Source organism: Secundilactobacillus silagincola (genome assembly GCF_002583405.1).
GTDB classification, from domain to species: domain Bacteria; phylum Bacillota; class Bacilli; order Lactobacillales; family Lactobacillaceae; genus Secundilactobacillus; species Secundilactobacillus silagincola.
The window spans coordinates 242,183-260,502 of sequence record NZ_BCMJ01000001.1 but is presented as its reverse complement, the minus strand read 5'-3'; the positions used below and the strand labels follow the sequence as shown (position 1 = coordinate 260,502).

Sequence of the window (18,320 nt, the reverse complement as noted above, 5' to 3'; positions counted from 1 at the left end):
ATAATGATTCATTCAGAAAGTTATCACATGTTAAATAAATGAGAAAATCCACTAAAAATTAATATAACTTAATTGTCGTCGTGTTAATTAGTGGTTGTGCAAAAAAATACCATTTTTACTCTTGGATAATTGAAATAATAAGCTAGTTATTAAAAGCGGTATAGATCCACTGAACAACGGATTTTCCTTTAACACTCACTGCACTAGAAGGAACGGTCGGCTGCTTACAGTCAACGGTATAGATCCATCCACGAGACCCAGTGGAATCAGCTAAATTGCTAATGTTATTAAAATAGGGGTAACCGTTAACTGGTTGAGAAAAGTAAGCAATATCGTTCTTTTGAAAATAGCGCTTAGACACGTCAAAAACAGTGTCACTGTCCCGCCAAGAAACATCACGTGGAATCGTAAAGACCTTTTGAATGGACGTGTTTTGGTGACGGTATTCCGAGGGTGTTAAGCCAGTGCGTTGCTTGAAAATCTTGGTAAAGTAGCTAGTTTGCTGGAAGCCAGTTTGATTAGCAATGTAATTGATTGGTAGCTTTGAAAGTGCCAGTTTTTCACTTGCAATTGCAATTTTCCGGTAGTTAATGTAGTCGATAAAGTTAACATCCAAGATCTTCTTGAAGATTCGACTGAGATAGGAGGGCGATAGAAAGACTTCTTGTGCCACAGTTGATAGGGAAATCGTGTGGCGAATGTTCTTTTCAATGTACTGAATTGCAGCGTCAATACTTTGGTTGACGCCGTCGTCTTCCTCTTGAGATGAAGCTTTCGGATCATTTTCTGTATTGTGATACTTGTTCCGATCGGTTTTGACTGGCTGAGTTGTGATTTGAGTACCTTCAGCTGTTGTAGCCCGCAAGAAAGTATCAAAGTAGCGAATCTGAGAGATTTGTTCCGTGTCCAGCGCGTCCCAAACCGAAACTGTAATGTTAAATTCCGGTTCCAGCAGTTGGTTGAAGATGTTTTCTAGGTAGCTACGAGATAGGTAAATACGCTGTTGAGAAACGTTGACCGAGTTACAAATGATAAAGCCCCACAACCGGTGTTCAATGGTCACCGGAAAGATGGCGTAAACCTTGAATTCATCAAAATTAATGTTTTGTTGAACTTCGTTAAGACCCGAAAAAACAGTGTTATCTTTGAGGAGCTGTTCATCTAATGTGTAGAAAACAGTATCAATCTGAGTGATGCCTGAAAACGTTGCAACTGCCCCGGCAAGCGTGCGGTAGTCCTCTTTTTTTAGTGGATAGTCAATCATAAAGGATCCTCCTAACGAGCATGATAGTTCTTTCACATGCATCTCATGAAAACGGTAAGCGCTATCAAGTGCTCTATATTTGATTCTAAAATAATTGTAATGGTAATTCAACATTATTTTTAAATAAATTTGTATTATTTTACACTAATACAACATTCTTTTGAAAGCGTTTACTATTTTTGACATGGGAAATTACACTTGCTTAAAATATCACAAATAATATCACCTATAATGTAAGTGTTTTCAAAACTAATTGGAAATGCGTAGAAATTAGATAATAACGATATTTAACGGTTACTGTCTATCATTACTGCAGTTCCAAAATTTAGGAGGAAGCTCTAATGAACCAAGAAGCTTTAGGATTAATCGAAACGAAAGGTCTGGTTGCTTCAATTGAAGCAGCCGACGCAATGGTCAAGGCCGCAAATGTTGACCTGGTGGGCCAAGAAAAGATTGGTCATGGGTTAGTTACAGTTATGGTACGTGGTGATGTTGGTGCCGTAAAAGCAGCTGTTGATGCAGGTGTTCAAGCTGCTGAAAATATTGGTGAAGTTCTATCTAACTACGTCATTCCACGTCCACATAACGATGTTGAAAAAATTCTTCCAGATCCTAAGAAACTCTCTGCTGAATAGTCAGAACGTCTGATTACGATAGGAGATTAGGGTTATGAGTAAGGATAAAGACGCGTTAGTTGAGCAGGTAATGGGTGAGCTTCTCAAAAAGGGAATCTCACTTAAAGATAAAAATCAGTCAAATGCATCGGGAGGATTCGAAATGAATGATTTTTTAAACTCTACTAGTGTTGTCCCTGAGTTTGTTGGAACTCGTGAAATCGGTGACACCATTGGTATGTGTATTCCCAGTGTTGACCCAACTCTGTTAGATCAACTTCACATTACAAAGCGTTACTCTGTACTTGGTATTCTTAGTGCTCGTTCAGGTGCTGGTCCACATATTATGGCGATGGATGAAGCTGTTAAGGCAACCAATACAGAAGTTATCGATATCGAGTTGCCACGTGATACAAAGGGCGGCGCTGGTCATGGTTCTTTGATTCTTATTGGTGGGTATGATCCTTCAGATGTTCGTTCAGCTATCAATGTAGCATTGGATAACTTGAGCCGGACATTCGGAGACGTTTATAACTCTGCTGCTGGTCACTTGGAATTACAATTTACTGCCCGTGCTTCAGGCGCCTGCCATATGGCATTTGGTGCTCCTGAAGGCAAAGCTTACGGTTTGATTTGTGGCGCCCCTTCTGGGATCGGTGTTGTTATGGCCGATACTGCTATTAAAACTGCTGGCGTAAACGTACTTTCCTTTGCTTCTCCTGCACATGGGACAAGCTTCTCAAACGAAGGTATGGTTCACATTAGCGGTGATTCAGGTGCCGTTCGCCAGGCTGTTATGGCTGGTCGTGAAGTTGGCCTGAAACTTTTGGCACAACTTGGCGAAAAGCCAGTAAATGATTTTCCATCATACATTAAGTAGCAGGGAGGAGGAACAATATTGAAACGTCAAAAAAGATTTGAAAAGTTAGAGAAACGTCCAGTACATCTAGATGGGTTCGTTAAGAACTGGGACGATGAAGGTTTAGTTGCTCTTAATGGTAAGAACGACCCAAAGCCAAGTATCAAGATTGAAAACGGTGTTGTTACCGAAATGGATGGTAAGAAGAAGGAAGACTTCGACCTTATCGACAAGTACATCGCCGAATATGGTATCAATCTAGATAACGCTGAAAAGACTTTAAACACTGATTCAGTTAAGATCGCCAACATGATGTGTGATCCTAATGTTTCACGTGATGAAATTATTAAATATACGACTGCTATGACACCAGCAAAGGCTGCTGAAGTTATCAGTAAATTAAACTTTGCTGAAATGATTATGGCTACCCAAAAGATGCGTCCACGTCGGACACCTATGACTCAAGTCCACGCCACTAACACTTTGGATAACCCAGTTGAAATTGCTGCCGATGCTGCCGAAGCTGCACTTCGTGGGGTTCCTGAAGAAGAAACCACTACTGCTATTGCTCGGTACGCACCTATGAACGCCATTTCAATCATGGTTGGTGCACAATCAGGTCGTCCTGGTGTTATCACCCAATGTTCAGTTGAGGAAGCTGATGAATTGAGTTTGGGGATGCGTGGGTTTACCGCCTATGCCGAAACCATCTCAGTTTATGGGACTGACCGGGTCTTCACTGATGGTGATGATACCCCTTGGTCAAAAGGTTTCTTAGCTTCTTGCTACGCTTCACGTGGATTAAAGATGCGGTTTACTTCAGGTGCCGGTTCAGAAGTTATGATGGGCTACACTGAAGGTAAATCAATGCTTTACCTTGAAGCACGTTGCATCTACATTACCAAAGCTTCAGGTGTTCAAGGCCTGCAAAACGGTGGTGTTAGTTGTATCGGTATGCCAGGTGCCGTCGTAGGTGGGATCCGTGAAGTCTTAGGTGAAAACTTACTATGTATGTCACTTGACGTTGAATGTGCTTCTGGTTGTGACCAAGCCTTCTCTCACTCTGACATTCGTCGGACTGGCCGGATGATTGGTCAATTCATCGCCGGTACTGATTACCTGTCATCAGGTTATGCCGCCGAAGAAAACATGGATAACACCTTCGCTGGTTCAAACATGGATGTTTTGGACTACGATGATTACATCACTTTGGAACGTGATATGGCTATCAATGGTGGTATCATGCCAATTACCGAAGAGGAATCTATTAAGATTCGTCACAAGGCTGCGGTTGCCATTCAAGCTGTCTTTGATGGCTTAGGCTTACCACAGATCACGGATGAAGAAGTTGAAGCTGCAACTTACGGCAGTAATTCAAACGACATGCCTAAACGTGACATGGTGCAAGATATGAAAGCTGCTCAAGACTTGATGACCCGTGGTGTTACCGTTGTTGATGTTATCAAGGCCTTATATGACCATGATATCAAAGACGTTGCTGAGGCTGTGCTTAAGTTAGCGCAACAAAAGGTTTGTGGTGATTACCTGCAAACATCCGCTGTCTTCTTGGATGGTTGGAAGTGTACTTCAGCTATTAACAACGCTAACGATTACAAAGGCCCAGGTACTGGTTACCGTGTATGGGAAGACAAAGACAAGTGGGATCGTCTAGAGAACGTTCCATGGGCTTTGGATCCTCAGAAGTTGGAATTCTAACCAGTCAGGTCGAAGGGAGGTAAGCACAGTGAGTTCAGAAATCGATGAAACATTGTTAAGAAATATTATCAAAGGCGTTTTAAAGGAAGTTCAAGACTCTGATACGCCAATTTCCTTTGGTGGTCAAGATACAGCTACAGCCACAACCCCAGTTGCTGGTGCCCAAAAAGGTGCCGAACCGGAAAAGAAGTTGGACTGGTTCCAACACGTTGGTCTTGCTAAGCCAGGTTTGTCTAAGGATGAAGTTGTGATTGGTGTTGCCCCAGCATTTGCTGAAGTGTTAACGCAAACCATGACGAAGATCCAGCATAAAGACATCTTACGTCAAGTTATCGCTGGTATTGAAGAAGAAGGTCTTAAGGCCCGTGTTGTTAAGGTTTATCGGACTTCAGACGTTTCCTTCGTATCTGCCGATGTTGACAAGTTGTCAGGATCTGGTATTTCAGTTGCCATTCAATCTAAGGGGACAACGATCATTCACCAAAAGGATCAAGCACCGTTGTCAAACCTTGAATTGTTCCCACAAGCTCCAGTTTTGACATTGGACGCTTATCGTCAAATCGGTAAGAACGCTGCCCAATATGCAAAGGGTATGTCACCAAATCCAGTGCCAACAATTAACGACCAAATGGCCCGTGTGCAATATCAAGCACTTTCTGCTTTGATGCACATTAAAGAAACTAAACAGGTTGTTGTCGGGAAGCCTGCCGAAGAAATTAAGGTAACCTTTTAATTGAGGAGGATTTATTAATATGAGCGAAGTAGATGACTTAGTAGCTAGAATTGCTGCTCAGCTACAAAAAAGTGGAAACGCTTCTGGTACTTCAACTAATGCTGGTACTTCAACCGGTTCCGAAAAGGAATTAGGTCCAGATGATTACCCACTGTACCAAAAGCATCCAGATAAAATTAAGACGCCAACGGGTAAAGATGTTAATGAAATTACCTTGGAAAACGTTGTTAACGGCAAGGTAGATGCCAAGGATATGCGGATTACACCTGCAACTTTAAAGTTACAAGGTGAAATTGCTGCTAACGCAGGGCGTCCACAAATTCAACGGAACTTCCAGCGGGCTTCTGAATTAACTTCAGTTCCTGATGATGTCGTTTTGGATTTATACAACTCATTACGGCCATTCCGTTCAACGAAACAAGAATTGTTAGATACCGCCAAGGAACTTCGTGACAAGTACAACGCACCTATCTGTGCCGGCTGGTTTGAAGAAGCTGCCGAGAACTACGAAGTTAACAAGAAGTTGAAGGGCGATAACTAGTTAGGGGTTTTTAGTATGACACGTGTAATTGGTGTTGATATCGGAAATTCCTCTACAGAAGTTGCACTTGCTGATGTGTCTGACAGTGGTGAAGTAAATTTCATTAATTCTGGAATTTCTGAAACAACTGGCATTAAAGGTACCAAGCAAAACTTGATTGGGGTACGTAAATCTATCCAAATCGTTTTGAAAAAGTCGAATATGCAAATTTCCGATATTGATCTTATTCGGATCAATGAAGCAACACCCGTTATTGGCGATGTTGCGATGGAAACCATTACCGAAACGGTCATTACTGAATCAACGATGATCGGCCACAACCCAGGTACGCCTGGGGGTGTCGGTACCGGTTCTGGTTACACGGTAAATTTGCTCGACCTGTTGAACCAAACGGATAAGGAACGTCCCTATGTCGTTATCATCTCAAAGGAGATTGATTTTGCAGATGCTGCAAAGCTAATCAACGCTTATGTTGCTTCTGGTTATAAGATCACCGCTGCCATTCTGCAAAGTGATGATGGTGTGCTGATCAATAACCGGTTGGATCACGAGATTCCAATCGTGGATGAAGTTTCGCAGATCGACAAGGTACCGCTGAACATGCTTGCTGCGGTTGAAGTTGCACCGCCTGGCAAAGTTATTGCTCAGCTTTCTAACCCATACGGCATTGCGACACTGTTCAAGCTTTCTTCTGAAGAAACCAAGAACATTGTTCCAGTTGCCCGGGCCTTAATTGGAAACCGTTCAGCCGTTGTTATTAAAACGCCTGCAGGTGATGTTAAAGCCCGCGTGATCCCGGCCGGAAAGATCTTAATCAAAGGTCAGCCAAATGGCCGTGGTGAGGTCAACGTTGCGGCTGGTGCCGATGCCATCATGAAAAAACTGAACGAATTCGACAGCATCGATGATATTACCGGGGAATCTGGTACTAACATCGGTGGCATGCTTGAAAAAGTTCGTCAAACAATGGCTGAGTTAACCGATAAGCAAAACAAAGACATTGCGATCCAAGATTTATTGGCTGTTAACACGTCTGTCCCAGTGACAGTTCGTGGTGGCTTAGCTGGTGAATTCTCAATGGAGCAAGCCGTTGGAATTGCTGCCATGGTTAAATCCGATCACTTACAAATGCAAGCGATTGCAGACCTCATGAAAGACGAATTTCACGTTCAAGTTGAAATTGGTGGTGCTGAAGCTGAATCAGCTATCCTTGGTGCCTTAACGACGCCTGGGACAACAAAACCAATTGCCATCCTTGACTTGGGTGCTGGTTCAACCGATGCTTCAATTATCAACCAGAAAGATGAAAAAGTTGCCATTCACTTGGCTGGTGCCGGTGATATGGTTACCATGATCATCAATTCTGAACTTGGATTGGAAGATCCATACTTGGCTGAAGATATTAAGAAGTATCCGTTAGCTAAGGTTGATAATCTCTTCCAGTTACGGCATGAAGATGGTGCCGTTCAATTCTTTGAAGATCCATTACCTGCTGATTTATTTGCCAGAGTTGTGGCTGTTAAACCAGATGGTTATGAACCCCTTCCAGGTAATTTGAGTATTGAGAAAGTTAAGCTTGTACGTCAAACTGCTAAGAAACGGGTATTCGTAACGAATGCAATTCGTGCCTTACATCACGTTAGTCCAACAGGTAATATCCGAGATATCCCATTCGTGGTCATCGTCGGTGGTTCTGCCCTCGACTTTGAAATTCCACAATTGGTCACCGATGAATTATCACATTATAATTTAGTTGCAGGTCGTGGTAATATTCGGGGGATTGAAGGCCCACGAAACGCCGTGGCAACTGGTTTGATTCTTTCATATGCGAGCGAGAAGAGGGGATAGTATGGCTTTTGATTCTGAACGTCCGTCAATTATTTTGGCGACACCAACGGGTACTAATGGCCAACTTCCAGCAGTTCTTGAACCAATGCTTAATGGTATTGAAGAGGAACAGATTCCTTTTCAGATTCTCGATATGGAAGGCGATTCAGCAGTTGAACGCGCCTATAATGCTTCAGTCGCTTCACGATTATCAGTGGGGGTAGGGTTCGACGATGCGCACATCATTGTGCATTACAAAAACTTAAAGCCTGAAAATCCACTGTTCGATGTTGCCATCACAGATGCTGCATCGATTCGTAAAGTTGGCGCAAACGCCGCTCGACTGGTCAAAGGAGTTCCATTCAAGAAGTAAAGACAGGTGACTATTTTATGCAATCAATTGGATACCTTGAAGTAGAAGGTCTTCCTGGCGCAATTGTCGCGGCAGATAGAATGCTTAAAACAGCCGATGTTGATCTTAAATACGTTGAAAATACTAAGGGCGGTGGCTGGATTACAGTCTCTGTTACAGGCGATGTTGCTGCTGTACAAGCAGCCATCGATGCCGGAATCGGTGAACTTGGCGATCATGTTTACTGTTCAGACGTTATTGCCAACCCCGCACCTGGTATTGAAACCTTAGGTAAGAACGATGCAATTAAGGGCAATCATTTAGATGACAAAGGACCGGATGATCCTAAAGGACCAGATGATCCAAAGGGTCCAAACGATCCTAAAGGTCCAGATGATTCAAAGGGACCAGATAATGGTCCTGCCCCGAAGGACACCCCTAAGCCAAAAGATGATTCATTGGCGGCATCACCGGTGGAAGAATCGACCAATACAATCGATCAGGCTAGAGGAGCAAATGCTGCTCCTTTAGCTTTGTCAAAGACAAAAACACCAGATGCCAAGCAAAAGGAAGCACCAACGTCAGGAAAGTCAGCTTCGGCTAAGACTTCCGACAAAAAAGAAACAAAGAAGTTTACGTGCAATTTGTGCGAAGATCCCGCTTGCCCACGCAAGATGGGTGAACCTCACAAGAAGTGCATTCACTACGAAGAATTAAAAGGCACCAAAAAATAGGAGGAATTGAAATGAACAACGCATTAGGAATGATTGAAACTAAAGGTCTCGTTGCATCTATCGAAGCTGCCGATGCAATGGTTAAAGCAGCCAATGTTGTCATGGTTGGTCAAGAAAAGATTGGTAGCGGGTTAGTTACTGTTATGGTTCGTGGCGATGTTGGTGCCGTTAAGGCTTCAGTTGATGCCGGTGTTCAAGCCGCTGAAAACATTGGTGAAGTCTTAACTTCATTCGTTATCCCTCGTCCACACGCTGAAGTTGAAAACATCCTGCCTCAACCAAAGGAAACTAAATAATCAATAATTGAAAAAAGGGTGGCTGTTAATTTATGGAATTAACTGATGAGAAACTTAGACAAGTTATTAAACAAGTGATTGCGGAGGAATGTGATCCTAACCGCGTTCAGGTTAGCGTTTCAAACCACCATATTCACTTGACTGAAGAAGATTTTAAGACGTTATTTCCACACGGCAAGATGGAAGCGTTTAAGCCATTGAAACAACCTGGTGAATACGCTACCGCTAACGTGGCAACGATTGTCGGCCCTGCTGGTAAGATTGAACACGTTCGGGTCCTTGGCCCATGCCGTTCGCATTCTCAAGTTGAGATTGCCCGTTCAGAAGCCATCGCTATTGGTGTTGATGCACCGATTCGCCTTTCAGGTCATTTGGACGGCACACCTTCTGTTAAACTTGTGACCCCAGATGGTCAAGTTGACGTTCAGGGTGTGATTGTTGCAAAGCGTCACATTCATATGAGTGATGATGATGCAAAGCGTTTGGGTGTTAAACTCGGTGATACGGTTTGTGTTGAGATCATGTCTAAAGATCGTCGGACAACGTTTAACGACGTGATTGCCCGTCCTCGTAAAGACTTTGTTCTTGAAATGCATATCGACACTGATGAAGCCAATGCCGCTAATGTTGGCATGGGCAGCACCACTTACGGCCGGATCATCGTTCCGGATAAGAAATAACATGAATTTATAAGGGTTGGTGGCCAACATGGATCATCTAATTGAGCAAGTACTGACGAAAATCAGGCAACGCGAACACCAATCTTTCGAAGTCGATTATCTTGATCGGACTTTACCACCTGATGATAAAGTTTTTACCGACTTTGCAAATGTATCGATTAATGATGTCACAATCGACCTGTTAATTGAACTTTATCGGGTGAATACGACCAATTCTTGGATCCACTGGATTTTGCAAGGGATTAGTTTTCAAGTAAACTTCACGTTTAACATTAGTCAATACATGGTCAACTTTATTCCTAAGAAGATGCTGTTGGATTGGCCGGTGAAATTTGTTGTTGACAAAGAACGTCCCGTGGTTACGTTCAATAAACAAACTGTCAGCCGGGGTGATGTTGCAGGACTTCCTGATAAGGCGGTCTTAGTCGTTACCGACGCACAGTCTTTAACAACCGAAGCCAAGGAAGTCAGCCGGTTAAAGCAGATTACTATACAGATTAGGACTGATGAAGATTGTATATGGCAAAAGTAGTTGGAAGCGTTGTCTCAACGCAAAAAGATCGATCACTGGTCGGCAGAAAGTTAATGATTGTGCAGCCGGTAAACTCTGATGGTAAACCAGTCCGTCATGAAGAAGTGGCTGCAGACAGCGTTGGTGCCGGAATTGGCGAGTATGTTTTACTCGTTCGAGGTGCCGGTGCAAGACGCGCGACTCCAGAAGAAATTTCCAAGGATGTCAACGATTGCTCGATCGTCGGCATTATAGACCGATTTGATAAGTGATAAAGAAGGGATAAGCTAATGGCCATTTATACTAAGGGTGGCGATAAAGGCAACACAAGTTTGTTCGACGGTAAACGTGTTCCCAAGAACTCCCTGCGAGTTGAAACCTATGGTACCTTCGATGAACTAAACGCCAATGTGAGTTTAGCTGACAAGTTTTGTCTTGACCCAGAAAACCGGAAGATCCTGCAACGGATCGAATACCGGATGTTCTTCCTCCAAGGCGAGATTGCCACTGAAGAGCCAGAAAAGTTCCGGCAGCAAAGTACGATCATCACCGATGAAGATGTTCATTATCTGGAATCAATAATTGACAAATACACAGCTGAATTGCCAAAGGTAACGTCCTTTATCTTACCTGGTTCCAGTTGTGCAGGTGCACAATTACATGTTTGTCGGACGGTTTGCCGTCGCGCCGAGAGACAGTTCGTTTCGTTCATGGCAGAAAATGAAGTTCGTCCTGAACTAGAACGGTATGTTAATCGTCTTTCTGATTTCTTCTACATCATGGCTCGTTCTGAAGACCATGTGGCAGAGAATCAGAAGATCATCAACATGGTTGTTGATCGGTATAAAAAGGCAATGGAGGAATCCTAATTATGAACAAAGAACAAATTAGTCAAATCATCAGTGAAGTCTTAGCTGATAATGGCGCTCAGGCCCCTAAAGAGGATAAGAGCAACGTTTTTGATAAGCACAAGATGGAACGTGCTATCGATGCCGGGATCGCCAAAGCTAACGAACTTAAAGTTGGTGTGACATTTGCGATTATGGATTGCAAGCAAGTGGTTCAAATGTCATACCATATGCCCAACGGAAATTTAGTTGGTACATTTTTAGCACCTAAAAAGGCTTGGTCCGCTATTGCAATGAAGGAACCTACTAAGGATATCAGTAAAGATATTCAACCAGGTGGACCTTTATACCAAATGGAAACAATGCTGGATGGTAAATTAGTATCATTCCCAGGGGGTATTCCATTGACTTGCGACGGTGAGATCTTCGGTGCCGTTGGTGTAAGCGGTGGTTTGATTGAAGAAGATCAAGCTATCTGTGAAGCTGTCGTAAGCGAATTTCTAAAGGAGAGTAACTGAGTATGGCAGATCAAAATATTGAAGCAGAAATCAGACGAATTTTACAAGAAGAATTGAGCGGTAACGCTTCATCCAGTGATACTGGTACAACGACCAGTCAACCAGATGGGTTAGGCAACGGGATCTTCACCAACGTGAACGACGCCATTGCAGCTGCTAAGCAAGCTCAGGAAATCTTACAAGATAAGCCACTTGCCTTCCGTAAAAAGATCGTTCAAGCAATCAAAGATGGTTTCGGTCCATACATTGAATATATGGCAAAGCAGACCCGTGAAGAAACTGGCATGGGGACTGTTGAAGCCAAGATTGCTAAGTTAAAGAACGCACTCTACAACACACCAGGTGTTGAAGTACTGGAACCAGAAGTTGAAACTGGTGACGGTGGGATGGTCATGTATGAATACACGCCATTCGGTGTTATCGGTGCCGTTGGACCAAGTACAAACCCTTGCGAAACGGTTCTGAATAACTCCATCATGATGATATCTGCCGGGAACACTGTGTTCTTTGGTGCCCACCCAGGTGCTAAGAATATCACACGATGGGCTGTTGAAAAATTGAACGAATTTGTCTACAAAGCTACCGGATTGAAGAACGTGCTGGTTTCTCTGGACACGCCATCAATTGAATCCGTTCAAGAAATGATGAAACATCCAGATATTGCAATGCTGGCTGTTACTGGTGGTCCAGCCGTTGTACACCAAGCATTAACGAGCGGCAAGAAGGCCGTTGGTGCCGGTGCTGGTAACCCACCTGCAATGGTTGATGCTACTGCTGATATCGATTTGGCAGCACACAACCTGTTCACCTCAGCTAAGTTTGACAATGAAATCCTGTGTACTTCTGAAAAGGAAATCATTGCTGAAAGCTCAATCAAAGATGAACTTCTGCAAAAGATCGTTGCTAAGGGTGCTTGCCTACTGACTGATCCTAAAGACATCAAGCACTTGGCTGATATGACCATCCAAGACAACGGTGCTCCTGATCGGAAGTACGTTGGTAAAGATGCGACATTCATTTTGGATGCTGCTGGTATTTCATACACTGGCGATCCTAAGTTGATCATGATGGATGTTGACAAAGACAACCCATTAGTTAAGACAGAAATGTTAATGCCTATCTTGCCAATCGTCGGCTGCCCAGACTTTGACTCTGTCTTAGCCACAGCCGTTGAAGTTGAAGGTGGCAATCACCATACTGCTTCAATTCACTCAAACAACATTGAACACATCAACAAGGCTGCTCACCGGATGAACACCTCGATCTTCGTTGCAAATGGGCCAACATTTGCTGCAACTGGTGTCGGTGATAACGGCTACTACAGTGGTGCCGCTGCGTTGACAATTGCTACCCCAACTGGTGAAGGAACTACCACTACTAAGACCTTTACCCGTCGTCGTCGTTTCAACTGTCCACAAGGGTTCTCACTTCGTTCTTGGGAGGTTTAATTTATGGAAGAGTTCAAAATTCCAACCAAGGTCTTCTCTGGTAATGACAGTCTAACTTGGCTGCAAAACATTTCAAATAAAAAGATTTTAATGGTGTGTGACGCCTTCTTACCTGGGACACCAACACTTGATCGAATCAAGAAGAATGTCGAAGGTAAAAATGAAGTCACCATCTTCTCTGATGTGAAGCCAGATCCACCTCTGGAAAACATCATGGCTGGCGTTGAGGTCTTCAATAAAGTACAACCTAACGTGGTTATCGGTATTGGTGGCGGTTCTGCTATTGATACTGGGAAAGCGGTTCGGTTCTTTGGCGAAAAACTCAATAAGTACACCATCGATTTATTCGTTGCTGTACCAACGACCAGTGGGACTGGTTCCGAAGTTACACAACATAGTGTGTTAACCGATACGGAACATCATAAGAAAGCACCAATCATGGAAGACAGTATTATCCCTGACGTTGCTTTGTTGGACCCACAACTTGTGATGACGGCACCTAAGAGTGTCAGTGCGTTCTCAGGGCTTGATGTCTTGACCCACTCACTGGAATCACTAGTTGCTCAGGATTCAAACACGATCACCGATGCCTTAGCTGAAAAAGCCGCTAGTGTTATCTTGCATAACCTAGTTGAATGCTATCGTCATGGTGATAACGAAGAAGCACGTAAGGTTGTCCATGAAGCTTCCTGTGCTGCTGGTATGGCCTTTGCCAATGCCGGCCTCGGGATCGCGCACTCCATTGCCCACCAATTAGGGGCTAACTTCCACGTGCCGCATGGCTTAGCATGTGCTATGATGTTGCCACACGTTGTTTTATACAACGCAAGCAAGTCAGAATTTGCTTTGCACAAGTACGCTGAAGCCTTTAAGAAGTCTGGCTTAGTTTCAAACAGTATGAGTGATCGAATCGCAGTTAAGCGTTTAGCTGCCCAGATTCAACACATGATGGTTGAAATGGATTGCCCACAGACGCTGAAGTCATTTGGTGTTGATCCAGCTGAAGCAGAAAAAATGTGCGATGTCGTTGTCGATGGTGCTAAGAAGGATGGGACTTTCCCTGGTAACCCAGTTGTGCCTTCAGACGAAGACCTAGCTGCGTTATATAAACAAGTTATTAAATAAGATTTAGAGAGGAAGCACACCTATGTCACAGAAAATCCTTGCCATCAATGCTGGGAGTTCTTCTTTGAAGTTTAAGCTCTATGATATGCCCGAAGAAGTTGTCCTAGTAAGCGGATTGGTTGATCGTATCAGTCATGAGGACGCTGTCTTTACCTATAAGATTGGCGGTCACGATGATAAGCATGAAACGGTACAACCGGTCAAAGACCACACTGCCGCTGTTCAACTGGTGATTGACGCACTTCTAGGAAGTGGACTCATTAAAGACAAGTCTGAAATTATCGGTGTTGGTCACCGGGTTTCACACGGTGGACGTTATTATACCAAGTCCGTTGAGATCGATGACGATGTTGCCGAAAAAATCGACGAATTGTCTGTTCTGTCACCATTGCACAACCCTGTTAACCTGTTAGGTATTCAGGCCTTTGAAAAATTATTACCTGATGCCAAAGAGGTTGCAGTCTTTGATACTTCCTTCCATAGCACGATGCCACGTAAGGCATTTATGTACGCGCTTCCTTATAAATATTACACAGAAGATGGCGTACGGCGCTATGGGTTCCATGGTCAATCACACCAATATATTTACGGCGAGGCAACTCGTTTATTGGGTGAACAAGCGACAAGTAAATTGATTTCTTGTCATTTGGGTAATGGGGCAAGTATCTGTGCCATTAAGGATGGTAAATCAGTTAACACCTCCATGGGCTTTACGCCGTTGGCTGGTCTCGTAATGGGGACCCGTTCAGGAGATGTTGATCCTGAGGTGTTACCATTCTTGGAAGAAAAACACCATCTGAATTCTGAAGATGTCCGCAGCATGTTGAATCATGATTCTGGCTTAAAGGGCTTGTCTGACGTTTCTAACGACGTTCGTGACGTCCTTGATGCTGAGAGTCAGGGTAATGACCGCGCTAAGTTGGCGCTTGAAGTTTACGTCCATCAGATTCAAGAATACATTGGCAGTTACACCACTGATCTTGAAGGTCTGACAACGTTAGTCTTTACCGCTGGTGTTGGTGAGCATTCTGCACCAATCAGACAACGTGTTTGCGAACGGCTTGGCTACCTTGGCGTTAAGATTGACGATGCTAAGAACCAAGCAAATGAAGTAGAGATTGAAGCCGATGATAGCCGTGTTAAAGTGATGGTCATCCCAACTGATGAGGAATTGATCATTGCTCGCGATACGCAAAAGATTGTTGGTTAAAACAGTCGTGACGAAGGGGGTTCAGTAATGACTAGGAATATTGAGCGTACGATTCAAGAATACGTCCCAGGTAAACAAGTTACGCTGGCTCACATCGTTGCAAATCCTACCGAAGACATTTACGAGAAACTTGGTATTCAAATTCACAAAAATGCGTTAGGAATTTTAACGATTACGCCAAGTGAAGCTTCCATTATTGCCGGCGATATTGCCACCAAGTCAAGCAACGTTCAATTAGGATTCATTGATCGTTTTAGTGGCTCTGTTGTGATGGTTGGGGAAGTTTCTGAGGTTGAATCAGCGTTAACACAGGTGATTGAGAAATTGCACACGTTACTTGGCTTTGATATTCCTGACATTACAAGAACTTAAGTATGGAGTGGTTATATGAAAATTGATCAAATATTCAGTCCATATGAACTTAACAAGCGTGTGACGCTTCGTAATCGCCTTGTTTTGGCGCCCTTGAACATGCAATCATCGTTATTTGATGGATCTGTTAGCCTTAACGACCTTAAGTTTCATAAGGCGCGAGCAAAGTACGTTGGTCTAGATGTTATCGGATCGGCTTACATTTCAGACTCAGCAAACACTGCGTATGGGGCGATTAGCGTTGCCGATGACAGTAAAATTGATGGTCTGAAAAAGCTCGCGACAGTGATTCACCAAGGTGGCAGTAAAGCAATTCTGCAGCTGGTTCATGCTGGTCGAATGACCAATGAATACGTCTTAAAAGGCGCTCCGGTACTTGCACCCAGTGAAGTTAGGGCTGCACACGGTGAAGTTGATCTACCAAAAGCGATGACAAAGACAGATATTGAAACGGTGATTCATCAGTTTGAAGCAGCTACTGTTCGCGCGATTCAAGCTGGGTTTGACGGTGTTGAACTGCACGGGGCAAATACCTTTTTGTTCCAGCAATTCATGTCACCGCTGTCAAATCTTCGAACCGACGAATATGGCGGCTCACTTGAAAACCGGATTCGGTTCTGTGCCCAAACAACAAAGCGTGTTCTCGATACGGCACGTGCGCACAAGCCAGGGTTCATTGTTGGCTATCGTATCTCTCCGGAAGAATTTGAACCTGGTGCATTAAAATTAGGTGATGACCTTGTTTTAATGCAAGTACTTGGTAAGCTTGGAATCGACTATCTTAGTCTTTCATTGCGCCAGTACGATCAGACCTCGATTACCTGTGATGCTTTGTCAGATTTACGAATCGCTGACATTGTTAAGCAGGCGGTTGGTGATTTACCTGTTATTGTATCGGGTCATCTTGGGACACAGTTTGCGTTTGAACGGGCTTCCGGTGACATGTTTGCCGTCGGGACAAAGTTCTTAAAGCAACCCAACTGGCCCGGTCAGATGCGTAATCCAGGTATCCAGCCGGAATCCACTGTCACTGGAACTGTGATTCCATATACAACATTGAATCTGTAACGGTGAAGGGTGATATTAATGACACGATACAATGAGGCAATTCCAATATCAGGTGCACTGAACTGTCGAGATCTCGGCGGTCACGTCACTTGTGATGGCAGAACTGTCAAGTATCATAAATTAATAAGAGCCGGTCATTTGTCCGAATTAACACCCATTGGTCAACAACAACTGTTAGACTATGGTGTTACAGTTGATATCGATTTACGGTCTAGTGCAGAACTTGAAAAGTATCCTGATTTAATTCCTTCTGGGATCAAATTTGTTCACTTCCCGTGTTTGGATAACGATGATACAGAGAGTACTGAAACGGTGAATGAGTTAAACAAATTTTACTCAAGCAGTACCCGTAGTGGTTATCTGCGGATGCTGTACGTTTACCGTAAACTTGTGATTAATAAACACTCGCAATCCGCGATGCGTCAGGTATTTGCTTATTTACTTGCTCATGGTAATGAGGAGACTGTTCTCTTTCACTGCTCAGCAGGAAAAGATCGAACAGGATTAACGAGTTGGCTGATTCTGTTTGCGCTGGGCGTTGCCCCAGAAGACGTGAAGCAAGATTACTTGCTGACAAATAAATTTCTTGTCGATCGGTTACATCAGCGAATCAACGATGCAAAGCAAGCTCATTTGAACCAGAACTTTATAAGTTCGATTCATGACTTATCCACGGTGCAGGAGGATTATTATGATCAGGCCATGACTCTGATTAACTACGAGTTTGGCGGTATGAATGCGTATTTACGCGATATCGTCCAACTCAGCGATACTGACATTCAACACTTACGAGCCATCTACCTAGAGTAGGGGAATGGTAATTTTAAATGAACAATTGGTACGATTGAAGCCACCTTTCAGTGAAATACCTGAAGGGTGACTTTTTTGGTGTTTGTTAATGGCAAAATGTTTCATGTGAAACATTTGTTAAATAAAAGCGTAGTAATTTTCAGGTGGAACCACTATACTTTGAAGTGATTTTATTTGTACGATTAGCCGGTTATAAAATGAGATAAATGGGGTAAAATAATGAGCTATAAAGTTGATTTTAAAAACGTTGAGCAGGTGGGGTTAGAATCATCGCCAGTTGCACCAGCATTAGCAGGGTTACGAGCTAATGAAGCACGCTATTTTTGGAATAAATATAAGCATGAATACGTTACGGAGCCTGCTAGTGAACGTCCGGAGTTAGTGGCTTATGTGGATGACGTGTTATCAGAAAGAGATTTAAAAATCCAATCTAAACCACTGGAAGTTTCTCAGTTTGAAGTTGAAGGGACTAAGTGGACCTATGTTTTCTATGAAAGCGGCTTAGCAATCAACGTGATGTATGCGTTAGATCCAGAGGGTAAGCGAGCAGTTGGGTTTAAACTATCTGACGGTATGGAAGTCCCAGCAGAATTAGCTGATAAATTTAAATTCGCGCGTCAAAAATCTAAGCTAGCCGGTACTATCCGGGGGAGTTATTTTAAGATTAAACAGGAACACTAAAAAAATAAGAGTGTGACATAACTCGGTAGATTCCAGAATTTAACCACAAAAAGCGTATTCCGAACTTTTTCGGAATACGCTTTTTTGTGCTAAATGGCCGGAATCTTAGTTGT

Annotated in this window: 22 protein-coding genes; 21 read left to right on the top strand and 1 reads right to left on the bottom strand. The window is 43.4% G+C overall.

Annotated features, from left to right (window positions below):
• Nucleotides 1-142: 142 nt before the first annotated feature.
• Complete coding sequence (locus tag CES82_RS01070) at nt 143-1,264, bottom strand: helix-turn-helix domain-containing protein (protein ID WP_180245619.1); 1,122 nt, start codon at nt 1,262-1,264, stop codon at nt 143-145.
• A 341-nt stretch (nt 1,265-1,605) separates the two neighbouring features.
• Between CES82_RS01070 and CES82_RS01065 the strand changes: the two genes are divergently transcribed.
• The 21 genes from CES82_RS01065 (at nt 1,606) to CES82_RS00965 (ending at nt 18,207) form a co-directional block, all read left to right on the top strand.
• Entirely contained in the window at nt 1,606-1,899 is a 294-nt protein-coding gene (locus CES82_RS01065) for a BMC domain-containing protein (RefSeq protein WP_098823463.1), read from the top strand.
• Nucleotides 1,900-1,933: 34 nt separating this feature from the next.
• Nucleotides 1,934-2,758 (top strand): propanediol utilization microcompartment protein PduB, encoded by an 825-nt coding sequence (gene pduB / locus CES82_RS01060; protein WP_098823462.1) that lies wholly within the window; start codon nt 1,934-1,936, stop codon nt 2,756-2,758.
• Nucleotides 2,759-2,776: 18 nt separating this feature from the next.
• Nucleotides 2,777-4,453, top strand: a complete 1,677-nt coding sequence (locus CES82_RS01055) for a propanediol/glycerol family dehydratase large subunit (protein WP_098823461.1) — start codon at nt 2,777-2,779, stop codon at nt 4,451-4,453.
• Between the two features lie 28 nt (nt 4,454-4,481).
• Complete coding sequence (locus CES82_RS01050; RefSeq protein ID WP_098823460.1) at nt 4,482-5,186, top strand: propanediol/glycerol family dehydratase medium subunit; 705 nt, start codon at nt 4,482-4,484, stop codon at nt 5,184-5,186.
• A 19-nt stretch (nt 5,187-5,205) separates the two neighbouring features.
• Nucleotides 5,206-5,727 (top strand): diol dehydratase small subunit, encoded by a 522-nt coding sequence (locus CES82_RS01045; protein ID WP_098823459.1) that lies wholly within the window; start codon nt 5,206-5,208, stop codon nt 5,725-5,727.
• Nucleotides 5,728-5,742: 15 nt separating this feature from the next.
• Complete coding sequence (locus tag CES82_RS01040) at nt 5,743-7,575, top strand: diol dehydratase reactivase subunit alpha (RefSeq protein WP_098823458.1); 1,833 nt, start codon at nt 5,743-5,745, stop codon at nt 7,573-7,575.
• Nucleotide 7,576: 1 nt separating this feature from the next.
• Entirely contained in the window at nt 7,577-7,927 is a 351-nt protein-coding gene (locus CES82_RS01035) for a glycerol dehydratase reactivase beta/small subunit family protein (protein WP_098823457.1), read from the top strand.
• 17 nt (nt 7,928-7,944) lie between these two features.
• Nucleotides 7,945-8,640: a BMC domain-containing protein gene (locus CES82_RS12670; protein ID WP_225364804.1), complete on the top strand. Its 696-nt coding sequence runs from the start codon at nt 7,945-7,947 to the stop codon at nt 8,638-8,640.
• An 11-nt stretch (nt 8,641-8,651) separates the two neighbouring features.
• The gene (locus CES82_RS01025) at nt 8,652-8,936 is read left to right on the top strand and encodes a BMC domain-containing protein (protein WP_098823456.1); all 285 of its coding nucleotides are present in this window, start codon (nt 8,652-8,654) and stop codon (nt 8,934-8,936) included.
• A gap of 32 nt (nt 8,937-8,968) precedes the next feature.
• Entirely contained in the window at nt 8,969-9,616 is a 648-nt protein-coding gene (gene pduL, locus CES82_RS01020; RefSeq protein WP_098823455.1) for a phosphate propanoyltransferase, read from the top strand.
• A 28-nt stretch (nt 9,617-9,644) separates the two neighbouring features.
• Complete coding sequence (gene pduM, locus CES82_RS01015) at nt 9,645-10,148, top strand: PduM family microcompartment protein (RefSeq protein ID WP_098823454.1); 504 nt, start codon at nt 9,645-9,647, stop codon at nt 10,146-10,148.
• Nucleotides 10,130-10,399, top strand: coding sequence for a EutN/CcmL family microcompartment protein (locus CES82_RS01010; protein WP_098823453.1), 270 nt, complete (start codon nt 10,130-10,132; stop codon nt 10,397-10,399). Before pduM ends, CES82_RS01010 begins: the two co-directional genes overlap by 19 nt.
• An 18-nt stretch (nt 10,400-10,417) precedes the next feature.
• Complete coding sequence (locus CES82_RS01005) at nt 10,418-10,996, top strand: cob(I)yrinic acid a,c-diamide adenosyltransferase (protein ID WP_098823452.1); 579 nt, start codon at nt 10,418-10,420, stop codon at nt 10,994-10,996.
• Between the two features lie 2 nt (nt 10,997-10,998).
• Nucleotides 10,999-11,493 carry a GlcG/HbpS family heme-binding protein gene (locus CES82_RS01000; protein ID WP_098823451.1) on the top strand — a complete coding sequence of 165 codons (495 nt, stop codon included), beginning with the start codon at nt 10,999-11,001 and terminating at the stop codon, nt 11,491-11,493.
• Nucleotides 11,494-11,495: 2 nt separating this feature from the next.
• Complete coding sequence (locus CES82_RS00995; RefSeq protein ID WP_098823450.1) at nt 11,496-12,941, top strand: aldehyde dehydrogenase family protein; 1,446 nt, start codon at nt 11,496-11,498, stop codon at nt 12,939-12,941.
• A gap of 3 nt (nt 12,942-12,944) precedes the next feature.
• A complete protein-coding gene (locus CES82_RS00990) occupies nt 12,945-14,066 on the top strand; it encodes a 1-propanol dehydrogenase PduQ (RefSeq protein ID WP_098823449.1) in 1,122 nt (373 codons plus the stop codon).
• Nucleotides 14,067-14,088: 22 nt separating this feature from the next.
• Nucleotides 14,089-15,276 carry an acetate/propionate family kinase gene (locus tag CES82_RS00985; protein ID WP_098823448.1) on the top strand — a complete coding sequence of 396 codons (1,188 nt, stop codon included), beginning with the start codon at nt 14,089-14,091 and terminating at the stop codon, nt 15,274-15,276.
• Nucleotides 15,277-15,303: 27 nt separating this feature from the next.
• Nucleotides 15,304-15,648 (top strand): BMC domain-containing protein, encoded by a 345-nt coding sequence (locus tag CES82_RS00980; protein ID WP_098823447.1) that lies wholly within the window; start codon nt 15,304-15,306, stop codon nt 15,646-15,648.
• 15 nt (nt 15,649-15,663) lie between these two features.
• On the top strand, nt 15,664-16,716 hold the full coding sequence (locus CES82_RS00975; RefSeq protein ID WP_098823446.1) for an oxidoreductase: 1,053 nt from the start codon (nt 15,664-15,666) through the stop codon (nt 16,714-16,716).
• 18 nt (nt 16,717-16,734) lie between these two features.
• A complete protein-coding gene (locus CES82_RS00970) occupies nt 16,735-17,526 on the top strand; it encodes a tyrosine-protein phosphatase (RefSeq protein ID WP_098823445.1) in 792 nt (263 codons plus the stop codon).
• A gap of 219 nt (nt 17,527-17,745) precedes the next feature.
• Nucleotides 17,746-18,207, top strand: coding sequence for a DUF8821 family protein (locus tag CES82_RS00965; protein ID WP_098823444.1), 462 nt, complete (start codon nt 17,746-17,748; stop codon nt 18,205-18,207).
• Nucleotides 18,208-18,320: the final 113 nt, after the last annotated feature.

Coding starts and splice junctions, on each gene's coding strand:
- CES82_RS01070 (WP_180245619.1), bottom strand. CDS start 1,264: ATGATTGACTATCCACTAAAAAAAGAGGACTACCGCACGCTTGCCGGG.
- CES82_RS01065 (WP_098823463.1), top strand. CDS start 1,606: ATGAACCAAGAAGCTTTAGGATTAATCGAAACGAAAGGTCTGGTTGCT.
- pduB (WP_098823462.1), top strand. CDS start 1,934: ATGAGTAAGGATAAAGACGCGTTAGTTGAGCAGGTAATGGGTGAGCTT.
- CES82_RS01045 (WP_098823459.1), top strand. CDS start 5,206: ATGAGCGAAGTAGATGACTTAGTAGCTAGAATTGCTGCTCAGCTACAA.
- CES82_RS01040 (WP_098823458.1), top strand. CDS start 5,743: ATGACACGTGTAATTGGTGTTGATATCGGAAATTCCTCTACAGAAGTT.
- CES82_RS01035 (WP_098823457.1), top strand. CDS start 7,577: ATGGCTTTTGATTCTGAACGTCCGTCAATTATTTTGGCGACACCAACG.
- CES82_RS12670 (WP_225364804.1), top strand. CDS start 7,945: ATGCAATCAATTGGATACCTTGAAGTAGAAGGTCTTCCTGGCGCAATT.
- CES82_RS01025 (WP_098823456.1), top strand. CDS start 8,652: ATGAACAACGCATTAGGAATGATTGAAACTAAAGGTCTCGTTGCATCT.
- pduL (WP_098823455.1), top strand. CDS start 8,969: ATGGAATTAACTGATGAGAAACTTAGACAAGTTATTAAACAAGTGATT.
- pduM (WP_098823454.1), top strand. CDS start 9,645: ATGGATCATCTAATTGAGCAAGTACTGACGAAAATCAGGCAACGCGAA.
- CES82_RS01005 (WP_098823452.1), top strand. CDS start 10,418: ATGGCCATTTATACTAAGGGTGGCGATAAAGGCAACACAAGTTTGTTC.
- CES82_RS01000 (WP_098823451.1), top strand. CDS start 10,999: ATGAACAAAGAACAAATTAGTCAAATCATCAGTGAAGTCTTAGCTGAT.
- CES82_RS00995 (WP_098823450.1), top strand. CDS start 11,496: ATGGCAGATCAAAATATTGAAGCAGAAATCAGACGAATTTTACAAGAA.
- CES82_RS00990 (WP_098823449.1), top strand. CDS start 12,945: ATGGAAGAGTTCAAAATTCCAACCAAGGTCTTCTCTGGTAATGACAGT.
- CES82_RS00985 (WP_098823448.1), top strand. CDS start 14,089: ATGTCACAGAAAATCCTTGCCATCAATGCTGGGAGTTCTTCTTTGAAG.
- CES82_RS00980 (WP_098823447.1), top strand. CDS start 15,304: ATGACTAGGAATATTGAGCGTACGATTCAAGAATACGTCCCAGGTAAA.
- CES82_RS00975 (WP_098823446.1), top strand. CDS start 15,664: ATGAAAATTGATCAAATATTCAGTCCATATGAACTTAACAAGCGTGTG.
- CES82_RS00970 (WP_098823445.1), top strand. CDS start 16,735: ATGACACGATACAATGAGGCAATTCCAATATCAGGTGCACTGAACTGT.
- CES82_RS00965 (WP_098823444.1), top strand. CDS start 17,746: ATGAGCTATAAAGTTGATTTTAAAAACGTTGAGCAGGTGGGGTTAGAA.